This is a genomic window from Chryseobacterium subflavum (genome assembly GCF_055762745.1).
Genome location: NZ_JBVTMR010000001.1, coordinates 1,597,211 through 1,609,635 on the forward strand (window position 1 = coordinate 1,597,211; position 12,425 = coordinate 1,609,635).

The following is a 12,425-nucleotide window of genomic DNA, read 5'->3' on the forward strand; positions in this document are numbered from 1 at the left end:
TCAACAAATATCAACTGAAAAAAACAACACATGAAAAAAATACTTTACATCATATCCCTTGTTGCCTTACTAATCTCCTGCAAAGAAAATAATTCGGAGAATGCACCTATTGCAGATAATTTAGTGGATCATGCAGAATCTTCTGTTTCAGGATCTTTTAAAAGTGGTCGGGGTGGTGATATGATCGACCAGATTTACTCTGAATTGATTAAGAATGACAACAATCTGAAAGTACTGGATGATAAAATAAGCGATGCAAACAGGGAAGCCATTCAAGTTATTTTTAAGTATAAAGAAGTCCTTGACAAATCTGAATCATACTACCATGATGCTCAGTACCATACTGATGCAATAAGCGATTCCATTCTGAAAAATGAAATAACCAAATCTATCAAAGCAAGCTCTGATCAATATTCTTTAAAAGTCAAAAACATAAAGGATCTTATTAGTCAGATCGATGTCAATGAAAAGAAAATGAATGATCTTTACACCGCTTTTAAGATCAGAAAGACACTTCCTGAAATTGAAAAATACCAGCAGGCTCATCCTCTGAAAACAGACCAACTGAACATATTCATTAATAAGCAAAATACGCTATTAAAGGAGCTGAAAAACCTGAAATAATTCAGAATACAATAAAAATCCAAATGATGCAATATACCACTCAATGGCTTACTGATAAAAGCCGGATTAAAGAACTTGTTGACTTTTTTATTACCCATAAAACAAAGTCATACATTTCACATGGAGAAATAATTTCAGGAAGAGCAGAAAGTTCGGAAGAATGGAGTGCTGATCTTGAATCCATTCTGACAGAGCAGTTTAACAGTGATTTTAATGCTGGAAGTCCTTCTGCATCAACGGTCAGGATTTTAATTGCAGAAAACGCTGAAAAAGAAATCATTGGGATGCTGGTTTTTAATGTGATTTACAGTGGTTTTAAAAATTATGCAGTGCTAGAAGACATGCTCTTAGATCAGTCTTACCGCGGGCAATCTATCGGAAGTACCCTCCTGGAAAGTGCGATCGAAGAATCCGGTAAGTGGAATATCAGCTTTCTCCTTTTGGAAAGTGGTATTGATAATAAAGGAGCTCATCATTTTTTTGAAAAATATGGTTTTAGAAAAGTTTCCGAAAATTATATTTTAACCCTGTAAGCAGATAATCAAGCTGATATGAATTCAATTTCAATTATCGGAGCCGGAATCGGAGGTCTCACCCTTGGCAATATCCTTAAACAACATCAGCTGGATGTTACATTATATGAGTCAGCTCCTGAAATTAAGCCAGTGGGATCAGGAATTATGATGGCCATGAATGCGATGAAGGTATTTGAACAACTAAATCTAAAAGAAAAAGTTGAAAATGCAGGGAATAAAATTCATGGGATCTCTATTACTGACGGTTCATTTCGATCTATTTCAAGAACACATAGTTCAGATCTTGAAAGAAAGTTGAATGTCTCCAATGTAGCCATTCATAGGGCGGAGCTGCAAAAAATCCTTGCTGAAAACATAGGTTTCGAAAACATTCAGCTAAGTCATAATCTACAAAGTATAGAAAAAAATGATAACTATACGTTACACTTTGAAAACAGAACAGCCGTAGAAAGCATGGTTGTTTTTGGAGCGGATGGAATAAAATCCAAAGTTAGGAATCAGATCTTAAAAACAGGAACCATCAGAAATACAGGACAAAAGTGCTGGCGGGGCATCGTTAACTACGATCTCCCGGAAGAGTACCATCATGAAGCTCTGGAAATGTGGGGAAAAGGTAAACGTTTCGGTTTTGTAAAGATGTCAGCTACAAAAGTATATTGGTATGCCGTAATAAGTGATAAAAGCTTTAAACCAGATATTGATCTCTGTTCTGTTTTCAGTGATTTCAATCCATTGGTAACAAAAATCCTACAAGCAACTTCTCCCGGGGATATCATTTTAAATGATATTACAGACCTCTCTCCCATACCTGAATGGTATTCTGACAATTTATGCCTGATAGGTGATGCCGCGCACGCAACAACTCCTAATATGGGGCAGGGTGCATGCCAGGCCATAGAAGATGCTTATATCATCGGAAAATTGCTCGTAGAGAATAAAGATTTTAACCGGGTCTTCGAAAATTTTCAAAAAATAAGGAGAAAAAAAGTAGACTATGTTGTCAATACCAGCCGGATGATTGGAAAAATATCTCTGTGGAAATATGGCACAGGATTCAGGAACTTTTTAATGAGGCAAATCCCTGAAAGTACCAATAAAAAACTGATTGAAAAACTGGTATATCTGGAGCTATAACCATTATAGAGTCAACAATCTTCTTCCGCTAAGTCAGTAAACAGAATAAAAAAAATGTATAGCTTTAATTAAATTACACTTTAAATAAAACTATACAATCAATTATCTTAAAGACAGTTAAGGTCTTTATTTAATTTCCGACTTTACACTCCCACATGAAAGCATTTTACTTCCGTAGTAAGGATTTACAACCTGCTTTTCATTACTTAGCCAGCTTCCGTCAGCCATAGGACAATACATTACAAAAACAGGTTTTCCGGATAGTTTGAACTGCTTTGTCAGCGCGATCATATCTTTTGAAAGATTCAGAAAGGCCTCTCTTTGGGTATCTATACTTTTGGTTCCGGAAATAGTACCGGCATTCTTTTTCAGAGCAGACAAATGAGTCGATGAAATAACTTTAGGATCTATTGCAGCAGCTGTCTTAACGAATTCTGCAGCGGCTTTTGATGTTTTATCAGCATCGTCCGTTGTTAAAGCTGTTTTAATAAAAATATAATCCTGGTATAATTTTGAAACCTGAGGGTTGGATTGTGACTGTGCAGATAAAGACAGTACTGAGAATATAGAAAGTACTGCTGTAATGATATACTTTTTCATTGTTTTAAATTTAGAATTGAAAATTTTATTATTAATAAGGTCCTGGAATATCACAGATGGTGATAATCATCTTTGTTCATCCAATAAAAACCATTGGACGAAAGATTAAATTTTAAATTCTGAAATTACAATGTTCAATAAAAATAGGAACTGATCTCCTATCAGGTGGTGGATTGACAATGGTTTGAGAAAATTTTTCAGCTGAAAAAGATCGGTCTGCATAAAAAGTTTCGTCACTTTGAAGCCTTGGAATCGCTTTCAGTAATTTGATTTTCAGAAAATCTGACTTTTGTGACTCATCAACTTTTAAAACCTTAATTTCTGTCTTGCAGCAGTCCTTTTTGGACTTAACACCACATTTAGAGCATATGTCGTCGGTTTTCCGGCTTACAGAAACCAATTCTTCCATGCAATAATGCACCCTAAAAACAGCTCCGGAAGAAAATCCGAAGTAGAAAATAGAAAACACTATGGCCAGAATCTTTTTCATATGTTGAAGCAAAGGTAAAAATATCTTTGATTTTGTTGTTATAAAATTATGTAACGTTGTTATAAAATTCGGGAAATAAAAAGCTTCTGAAATCTTCAGAAGCTTTTTTATATGTTATCTATTTCAGATTAACCGTTTTTAATGATCAGACGGTCATCTCAGTGAAAATCTTATTTAAGCTTAAATTCAAGTTTTACATTGAAAAATCTTCCGGTCAGACGTACCGGTACCGGATACATCAGATTAGTATTCGCGTCGGTAATCCATTGATTGGCTACCGTATTCCGGATATTAAATGCATTGAATACCTGTACTCCTAAAGTAAGCTCCTCAAAATTGCCCCAGAAACCATATGTCTGTTTTTTATCTTTTGAATCAATGAATACTTTGGATAGTCCTATATCCACTCTTTTATAAGATGGTAAGGTACTCTGATATTTATACGGGGCATTCACGTCCGGTGCACCGTTCTGATCCAATATGATCGGCGATCCTGTCGGTAATCCCATTGCATAGGTTAGAGTAAGATTCACTCTCATTGAAGGAAATTGAGGCATATAATCCTGATAGAACATCGCAAATCTTAACCTCTGATCGGTAGGTCGGGGAATATTCCCTCTCCCATCGATATTTTCATACACCCTCGCATAACTTGCAGACAGCCATGAATCAATTCCGGGAACAAATTCTCCGAATAACCTGGCATCAAGTCCATAGGCATATCCGGAAGCATTATTTTTCCCTGAATAACGGATCCTTACATTATCCATGTAGTATGGAATAAGATCATCCATCTTTTTATAATAGGCTTCTGTAGTTAATTTAAACGGACGATCATACATCTGGAACTCATAATCATTTGCCAGAATCAGCTGTATGGAACGCTGGGATTTGATGGTGTTATTGAAATTCCCGTCCAGGTCCTTAATCTCTTTGTAAAAAGGTGCCTGATAGTATATCCCTCCCGAAAGCCTGAATAACATATCCGTATCCCAGTCAGGTTTTACAGCAAACTGAACGCGGGGCGAGAAAATGGTTTCATTATTAAAGCTCCAATGAGCAACCCTTGCTCCGGCGTTGATGAAAACCTTATTGGTTCCCCAATAAAATTTCTGGGAATACTGTGCATAGGCTGATAACCGTGTCGGCTCAATAGCGTTCTGCCCTGCTATCCTGTATAATAATTTAAGATCTCCCGGTGTTCCGAATCTTGGATCATCTATAGGTCTTGGGATACTGTAGCCGGCAGAGTCAATTAATTTCCATTCATTGGTAAGATCCTTGAGGTTTTCTTTTTCATATTTAAACCCTACTTCGATATCAGTATTCACATTCGGAGAAAAACGTCCTCTGAACTGGGCTCCGTAGGTTCTTACGAAAAGATCATTCCTTGCATGGTCTATCTGTCCTCCAGTATCATAGGTCGTTATAGGTGCTCCGGTGATCGGATCAAATGTTTGTAATATATATTGGGATTGAATAGAATAATATTCTCGCTCCCTGTTTTGATAGGCAAAAGCGTCTAATGTAAATCTCCACTTTTCCGATGGTTTGAAATTCATCGAAAGTGTTCCCATCATGTTTTTATACTGGTCATTTTCTTTTCCTGCATAAAAAACAGTAAGATTAAGAGGTCTCTGAAGCGTTCCGAAATCCACACTCCTTTCTTTAGGAATCATTTCATAATCATTCTTGGAATAATATCCTACAAATGAAAGACTAAGCTTAGGATTGAAATGATAATTGATATACGATTGAAAATCCCAATAGGTAGGATTAAAATTGGTATCTTCTTTCAAGGTATTCAGAACTAGATTGGTATTTCTGTACCGGCCGGAAAATAAAGCAGTCAGCTTTTTATTTTTTGAAGCCAAACCGGTCGTTAGTCTGCCTCCGATCAAACTTGCTTCCCCGGAAAGTTCAAATTTCTCAGGTTCCCGGTAATAAATATTCAGTGCAGAGGACATCTTATCTCCATATCGGGGTTCAAAACCTCCTGCAGAAAAATTAACTGTTGAAACCATATCGGGATTGATGATACTTAACCCTTCCTGTTGAGAGTTTCTGATCAAAAAGGGCCTGTAGATTTCAATATCATTAATATAGATAAGGTTTTCATCATAGTTTCCACCACGAACCATATATTGTGAAGAAAGCTCTGTATTGGAGTTTACGGAAGGTAAGGTTTTCAGAATTCCTTCTATTCCTCCCGAAATACTTGCAACATTCTTAGCATCTTTGGCTGAGATTTTTACAGTACTGAGATCACTGGTTTTACCAACGACTTTTTTCTGGAACACAACTTCCTCAATATCTCTGTATTTTGCAGTATCCTTCTTTTTTGTCTGAGAGAACACTAACATGGGAACCATAAGGCTCAGCGGTAAAACTAGTTTTTTCAAAAGAAATGTTTTAAGAATTTCTAAAATTAAGTATTTTTTAACAATTACAAAATCGATTCTTTAATTCTTGTTAATTTTTGTAACAAATCTTCTAATAAATCCAGCCTTAACATATTAGCTCCATCAGATAACGCCGTTTCCGGTGTAGGATGTGTTTCTATGAAAAGTCCATCCGCCCCTACTGCAATTCCAGCTTTTGCAATTGTTTCAATCAGGTCTGGTCTTCCTCCAGTAACTCCTGAATTCTGATTAGGCTGTTGTAAAGAATGGGTAACATCCAGAATAACAGGGGCATATTGCCTCATAGTAGGAATCCCTCTGTAGTCAACGATAAGGTCTGTATAGCCGAAAGAATTTCCTCTTTCAATAATTGCTACTTTCTGATTATCGGAATCTGTTATTTTCTGAACAGCGAATTTCATAGATTCCGGAGACAGGAACTGTCCTTTTTTCAGGGTCACACATTTTCCGGTTTTCGCTGCTGCCACCAAAAGATCCGTCTGACGGACTAAAAATGCGGGAATCTGTAAAACATCTACATACTGGGCAGCCAAAGCTGCATGCTCATTTTCATGAATATCTGTTGTTGTAGGAATATTAAAAGTTTCCCCAACTTTTTTTAGAATTTCAAGAGACTTTTCTTCCCCGATCGTAGTAAAGGAATCTACTCTACTTCTGTTGGCTTTCTTGAAGCTTCCTTTAAAAATATATGGTATATTATATTTGTTGGTAATTTCTATTACTTTTTCAGCAATCCTCAATGCCATGTCTTCGCCTTCGATGATACAAGGTCCTGCTGTAAGAAAAAAGTTTTTTGAATCTTTGTGATGGATATTATCTAAATACTGAATCATTTTATTATAATTAAAAAGTTCAGTAAAAATACTTATAATGTTTCAGAATCCGAAATTATTTAAAGCCTTAATATTACTGGAATTTCAAGGTCTTTTTCCAAAACATTAATAATATTAAGACTCCATCTTCTTAAGAATTTTCTCAAAAGTATTAATATTTCTACTGGTAAACTGGTCTTTCATACTTTTCTTTCCCAGAATTTTCCCGAAGCTGGAGTCTAATGTATTCCCCTTAGGAACCTGCCAGTAAAAAATATCATTGATAATCTCACCCTTCTCATTTTCAGCTTTGGAAGACAATTCAAATTCTTTCATTAAAATAGCTTCTACACCTTCATTTCCTATAAAAGTATAGCTATGAAAATCTTCGTTTTTTTCAAAGGGATTTCCGTTCCAGAAGTTTTCAATTTCAGCACCAGACCTGATAAAAAGAAAAGCATCATAAGAAAAATGTTCAGACATTGCTGCTTCCAGAATTTTTTTAAGATCTGCCACATTCTTATCGGAAGAAAAAACAATATTTCCGGAAGCCAGAATAGAGCTTACGTTTTTCATTCCGGCTTTTTCAAAGACTTTACAAACATCGGCCATTTTCATGTTCGTTCCTTTTACATTCACACCTCGAAGAAAAGCACAGTATTTCATAGTTTTAGTTTTTTAAGGTTTGATTATTACAGGTTTGTCAAAAGTTGAGAGCAACTACCTATCACTTTATCCTAACGTACAAATTATAATCCGTCCCGGAAGGTTTAAGACGATAAATCTTTTCCAGAATTGTATTCTCACTTTTTAGATGGTCTTTTATCCTGAATTCTTCCAATAATCTGTAGTGAGCTTTATAATATTCCGCATCTTTTCCTTTAAATAAGTCATTATAAGAAAGCAGATATTTGGGTTTTCTTTTTTTAACGGTGTTGATCCAGTAATTGGCTTTATCTTTCTTGATTTCGGTCTGAATCTGTTTATCCACCAAACCAACTTCATCAATTGTCTTCAACCCAGAAAAATAAGGTACATATCCTGCTGGTTCTAGTAAGATCCACTGATTTTTATCTTTTTCATAAAAGTTTAAGGAAGTTCCGATCGATCTTCTGTAATTCCATTCTCCGTTGCCTGTTGCAATGGAATGTATGGTCTGGAAAATCATCATAGGAACGATATAAATAATAACCAATAAAAACAGCCATAGATCTTTTTTGACCTTTTGCTCGAGCACAAAAATAAGGACCGGGACAAAAAGTAAAATCTGAGGAACCCAGTAATACCAGTCGAATAAACTTTTCTGAGAAAGAAAGACCAGTTGCTTCACCCATCCAAAAATGAAAATCATCCATAAGAAATAATTCCTCTTTTCTCTTTGGCGGACCAGAAAAACAAAACAGGCCAATTCAAAAAGCAGCACAACGATTGTAAACGGATTAAAATCGCCGGGTAATTTGAGCATTCCCCAGAAGTTTCCGTAGTTAGAAATAAAATATTCCACATCCTGCCCGAATGTAAAATTCTTATCATAAAGTAGTTTTTTAGCAACAATGGTATTGTTAACCCATTCTCCAAAATAAAACCAGTTGAACGCCAGGGCAAAGGAAATCCCCAGTATTCCACCAAAAATGTAGCTCCATCGTATTTTCTTATTCCAGAATATATCGACCAGGAATACATTACCTAAAAAAATAACAGTATCAATTCTTGTAAATAAAATAAGGATAGGAAGTACAATAAATGCCCATTTCTTTTCCTTTTTAAAACCATAATACAGCAAAGCCATTTCAAGGAAGAAGAGAAGCCCATATTCCATTCCCAGAATTGAAATTTTTATTGAAGGTGGTAAAATTCCAAACAGAAAAATAAAAATAGCTTTATGCCATGGATTTTTTAAAAGCAGATGAGATAAGAATAAACTTCCTATTGTAAATAATATGGAGTTGAAAATAAGAAGAGGTTCAATAAAGTATTCTTTACCGAAAATAAGGTTGAACAGGTAGGAGACAAAAACATACAGATGCGTTGTAGATGCCGATATTTTTGTATCTCCGTTAAACCCTATTACTCCATAATCCATTAAATTCTGTGCGACCCGCCAGGTGATGAATGCATCCTCCTGAATATGGTGCGTCAGTAAGAAAAGGAGCTTAAAAACCACTGTAAAAATTACAGCATAGATTGGAAGTTTAGTTGTTCTTTCAGACATTGTGCTTCTTTAATGCCACAAATATAACCTTAAAAATTTATGAATACAATAACAAAAAAACGGAACCGAAGTTCCGTTTTAAGTATGTTTTGAAAGCCTTTTATTGGGTAGCTTTCATGATTGCTGTTGTAATCTGCTGTTCTTTTTCCTTGGAATAAGTAGAATCAAAAGGTTTCATAATATCAAATAAGTACTGATAGAACGGAGTGATTCTCTGTACATTTTCAGATTCATTCATCGCTTTTTCCTTACCCATTTGCTGGAGGCCTTTAATGAACACATTGAACTTTTTATCTATAGGCTCTATCGACTTCACAAGATAATCATATGCTTTATCTTTCCGCCCAATAGCTTTGTATGCAGAAGTTACAGCAGAAACCACAAGAGAATATTCCATAGGTTTAGCTCCCATTTGTCTTCTCAGGTATCTCTGATCACCAGGGCTAAGGCTTAAATAGTAATCATACTCTTCAAATATTCCTTTCTTAAGAACTTCTGCCAATTTTAATCCCTTCTGTTCCTGTCCAGCTACAATATATCCGTACACAATTGAGCTTAAAGAGCGAGGATCATTGTATTTCTCCGTCGGGATCTCTTTTGCGGCAAGATCTAACAATTCAATTGCCTTATTTTTCTGTCCGGCGGATGATAAAGCTCCTACAGCTCTGCTGACTGTTGATCTGTAATATATAATATTGGATGTTGCAGTTTCATCATAATGATTGGTAAGATCTTTAAAATTACCCCATTTGAAGTTTTTAACCACATTGTATAGAGAGTTGGCGTCTACCCTTCCCATATCTCCATCGCTGCTAGGTGGTGTATGAATAGGAACCAATCGGTAACTGAAACCATCAAATTGTAAATAATCATCCAGATAGAAAATATTTTCACTGTCATAAATTCCACCTGAGGAGAAGTTAATCGGTCTTTTCCAATCAAAATTGGCAAAAATATCGAACATCATAAGGTTTCCCTTAAAAAGAGTATTCGCTTTATAATCGATCATAATCTGATTGACAGTATTTGGAAGATCACTTGGATTGATAATCCCTGCTTTTAAAGCATTTTCCTTGTTGACAGGTAAAATAAATTTACTCACCGGTAAGAAGTTGTATTTCTCGTAATGTGCCTCTCCGAAAATCATTTTAAGAATTTCATCCTTTTCAGGAGATTTCATTTTGATGAAACTGATTGCTTCTTTTAGAGTAATGGAATCCTGGGTAAGATATTTTCTAAAAGCCTGAAATTCCGTTTCAGGCGCTCCATGTTCTTTAAGATTTTCAAAAATATTCTGCCAGTCTTCTTTTTTCATAATGTAAACCTGATCGTTCACACCATCTTTATAATCCTCACGCGTAAGTTCCCCAGGGATTGGATTGGCGTTATAGGTTTTTCTCTTTACCTGATCACAGTACCAGGGAGTAGCAAGCAATGTAAAGTTGACTGTTTTTACATCATCACGGAAATTTTCGGTTTCCTGAATCGCCCAAACAGGAAAGGTATCATTATCTCCATAAAGAAATATAATATCCTCTTTGGGCAAAGACTTCAGAAATGAGTAGGCATAATCGTGTGCTGCTGATTTACGGCTACGGTCATGCGTATTATAGTTCTGGAATCCCATCATAAAAGGTATACCCAGTAAAATCACTCCCGCAACAATATTCGCTGCACCGGACTTTACTTTAGACTGTAAGAACCATAAAATAGCACCCGCTCCTAAACCTATCCATATAGCAAAAGCATAGAATGAGCCCACCATCGCATAATCTCTTTCTCTAACCTCAAAAGGTTTTACTCCCGTATAAAAAACAATTCCGGCACCTGTGAGAATAAACAATGACAGCAATGCGTAAAACCTCCCAAAATCCCTGTTAAGCTGGAAGAAGAATCCGATTAATCCTAAAATAAGGGGTAAGAAGAAAAAGGCAACCGTGCTTTCATTTTTAAATTTAGCAGGCATCTTATCCTGATTTCCCCACATGGCATTATCTATAAAAGAAAATCCGGAAATCCAATTTCCATTGGTACTTTCCATATGTCCTTCTCTGTCGTTTTGTCTTCCTACAAAATTCCACATCAGATATCTTACAAAGTAATATCCGTTCTGGAAAGTAATGAAGTAATCCATATTCTGAGCCAGAGAAGGCTTCTGAACATTAATAAGATCGTATGGCTTTACTTTCAGGTAATCTGCTGCCGTAATCGTTTTATCTTCGTATTTCTTTCTCAGTTCATTGAAGATCTCTTTTGCCTGAGGATTATCTGCCACATCTTCATTTCCATAATTGAAGGTGAAGTCAGGAGCCCCATACATTGAAATATAGTTCGCCATAACATCTTTATCTTCGTTAAACATTCTGGGCATTAAACTTACCTGGGACTTACTGAAAACATAGTTAAAACGCTCTCCTGTTTTTCTATAGGTTCCTGTTTTTTCATCCTTTTCATAAATGTCGCCGGTTTTCTTTGTTTTAAAACTTCCGTCTTCATTTTTCTCAATTCCGTTGGCATCAAGGAAAGCGGTATAGTTTTGCCCGTAAATTGTCGGCCAGTCTCCATATTGAGCTCTGTTATAATAATCTAGCATACCGATAGCCGTATCGGGATCATTCAGGTTCATTGGCGGGTTTGCGTTAGCTCTGATTGGAATGACCATCCAACATGAGAAGCCGATTACCATATAAACAATTGATAATGCTACGGTCTGATAAATACTTTTTTTACTTTTTCTCGCATATTTAATCATGAAATAGCATATTGCTACCATAAGAATAAAAGCCGCAATTGTTCCTGAATGGAAAGGAAGTCCCAAACCATTGACGAAGAATATCTCTAGTTTACCAAACATCGTCATGATGAGTGGGAAGATAATTTTAAATACAATAATCAGAATCCCCAACGTGATCAGATTTGCCCAGATGAAATTTTTCCACGTGAACTTATAGTTTCTGGCGTAGTATACCAGGCAGATTGCGGGGAGAGATAGCATACACATCATGTGTACACCTACTGAAAGTCCAACGATAAAGAAAATAAGAATGATCCATCTTTCATTGTCCGAAGTGTTATACTCATTTTCCCATTTGGTGATCAGCCATACCAAAAGCGCAATAAACATTGAAGCCATGGAATACACTTCCCCTTCAACCGCTGAAAACCAAAAAGTATCGGAAAATGTAAAACACAACGCGCCTATCACACCGGCAAAAAGAATCGAAATTTCCTGATGTTTGGTTACTTCTTCAAAATCTTTATTCAGTAATCGTCTTACAAAATGCGTAATGGTCCAGAATAAAAATAAGATTGTAAAAGCACTGAACGTAGCAGACATTGCATTGATTACGATAGAATAATTTTCGCCTTTTCCTAATGCAAAAATGGCCGCTACAGCGCCCACAATCTGGAATAAAGCAGCCCCGGGAGCGTGCGTTACTTCTAATTTTACTGCAGAAGATATGTACTCACCACAGTCCCAAAAACTCAAATAATGTTCTATCGTTGAAAAATAAGTAATAAATGCAATAACGAAAATCACCCATCCTAAAACGGTGTTCCATTGCCTGAAAGTCCAGTTTTTCATATAATATA

10 protein-coding genes are annotated in these 12,425 nt (G+C 36.0%); 3 read left to right on the forward strand and 7 right to left on the reverse strand.

Annotated elements, in window-relative coordinates; all coding sequences use genetic code 11:
• Nucleotides 1-30 precede the first annotated feature (30 nt).
• The 3 genes from AC0INN_RS06990 to AC0INN_RS07000 are packed head-to-tail and all read left to right on the forward strand — an operon-like array spanning nucleotide 31 to nucleotide 2,294.
• Entirely contained in the window at nucleotides 31-624 is a 594-nt protein-coding gene (locus AC0INN_RS06990; protein WP_273648138.1) for a hypothetical protein, read from the forward strand.
• Between the two features lie 23 nt (nucleotides 625-647).
• On the forward strand, nucleotides 648-1,157 hold the full coding sequence (locus AC0INN_RS06995; RefSeq protein WP_273648139.1) for a GNAT family N-acetyltransferase: 510 nt from the start codon (nucleotides 648-650) through the stop codon (nucleotides 1,155-1,157).
• Between the two features lie 18 nt (nucleotides 1,158-1,175).
• A complete protein-coding gene (locus AC0INN_RS07000) occupies nucleotides 1,176-2,294 on the forward strand; it encodes an FAD-dependent monooxygenase (RefSeq protein ID WP_306612472.1) in 1,119 nt (372 codons plus the stop codon).
• A gap of 126 nt (nucleotides 2,295-2,420) precedes the next feature.
• Here AC0INN_RS07000 and AC0INN_RS07005 read toward each other — a convergent pair whose 3' ends face one another.
• The 7 genes from AC0INN_RS07005 to AC0INN_RS07035 form a co-directional block, all read right to left on the reverse strand.
• A complete protein-coding gene (locus AC0INN_RS07005; protein WP_306612474.1) occupies nucleotides 2,421-2,894 on the reverse strand; it encodes a DUF3347 domain-containing protein in 474 nt (157 codons plus the stop codon).
• A 112-nt stretch (nucleotides 2,895-3,006) separates the two neighbouring features.
• The gene (locus AC0INN_RS07010; RefSeq protein WP_306612476.1) at nucleotides 3,007-3,384 is read right to left on the reverse strand and encodes an HYC_CC_PP family protein; all 378 of its coding nucleotides are present in this window, start codon (nucleotides 3,382-3,384) and stop codon (nucleotides 3,007-3,009) included.
• A gap of 170 nt (nucleotides 3,385-3,554) precedes the next feature.
• On the reverse strand, nucleotides 3,555-5,786 hold the full coding sequence (locus tag AC0INN_RS07015; RefSeq protein WP_306612478.1) for a TonB-dependent receptor plug domain-containing protein: 2,232 nt from the start codon (nucleotides 5,784-5,786) through the stop codon (nucleotides 3,555-3,557).
• A 44-nt stretch (nucleotides 5,787-5,830) separates the two neighbouring features.
• Entirely contained in the window at nucleotides 5,831-6,640 is an 810-nt protein-coding gene (gene kdsA, locus AC0INN_RS07020; protein WP_306612480.1) for a 3-deoxy-8-phosphooctulonate synthase, read from the reverse strand.
• Between the two features lie 114 nt (nucleotides 6,641-6,754).
• On the reverse strand, nucleotides 6,755-7,285 hold the full coding sequence (locus AC0INN_RS07025) for a DUF1697 domain-containing protein (protein WP_273648143.1): 531 nt from the start codon (nucleotides 7,283-7,285) through the stop codon (nucleotides 6,755-6,757).
• A 61-nt stretch (nucleotides 7,286-7,346) separates the two neighbouring features.
• Nucleotides 7,347-8,831, reverse strand: a complete 1,485-nt coding sequence (locus tag AC0INN_RS07030; RefSeq protein ID WP_273648144.1) for an LTA synthase family protein — start codon at nucleotides 8,829-8,831, stop codon at nucleotides 7,347-7,349.
• 100 nt (nucleotides 8,832-8,931) lie between these two features.
• Nucleotides 8,932-12,417, reverse strand: a complete 3,486-nt coding sequence (locus AC0INN_RS07035) for a glycosyltransferase family 117 protein (RefSeq protein WP_306612482.1) — start codon at nucleotides 12,415-12,417, stop codon at nucleotides 8,932-8,934.
• Between the last annotated feature and the right edge of the window lie 8 nt (nucleotides 12,418-12,425).

Excerpts from the sequence above, each read along its gene's own strand:
- AC0INN_RS07000 (WP_306612472.1), top strand. The coding sequence starts at position 1,176 with ATGAATTCAATTTCAATTATCGGAGCCGGAATCGGAGGTCTCACCCTT.
- AC0INN_RS07010 (WP_306612476.1), bottom strand. The coding sequence starts at position 3,384 with ATGAAAAAGATTCTGGCCATAGTGTTTTCTATTTTCTACTTCGGATTT.
- AC0INN_RS06995 (WP_273648139.1), top strand. The coding sequence starts at position 648 with ATGATGCAATATACCACTCAATGGCTTACTGATAAAAGCCGGATTAAA.
- AC0INN_RS06990 (WP_273648138.1), top strand. The coding sequence starts at position 31 with ATGAAAAAAATACTTTACATCATATCCCTTGTTGCCTTACTAATCTCC.
- AC0INN_RS07035 (WP_306612482.1), bottom strand. The coding sequence starts at position 12,417 with ATGAAAAACTGGACTTTCAGGCAATGGAACACCGTTTTAGGATGGGTG.
- kdsA (WP_306612480.1), bottom strand. The coding sequence starts at position 6,640 with ATGATTCAGTATTTAGATAATATCCATCACAAAGATTCAAAAAACTTT.
- AC0INN_RS07005 (WP_306612474.1), bottom strand. The coding sequence starts at position 2,894 with ATGAAAAAGTATATCATTACAGCAGTACTTTCTATATTCTCAGTACTG.
- AC0INN_RS07030 (WP_273648144.1), bottom strand. The coding sequence starts at position 8,831 with ATGTCTGAAAGAACAACTAAACTTCCAATCTATGCTGTAATTTTTACA.
- AC0INN_RS07025 (WP_273648143.1), bottom strand. The coding sequence starts at position 7,285 with ATGAAATACTGTGCTTTTCTTCGAGGTGTGAATGTAAAAGGAACGAAC.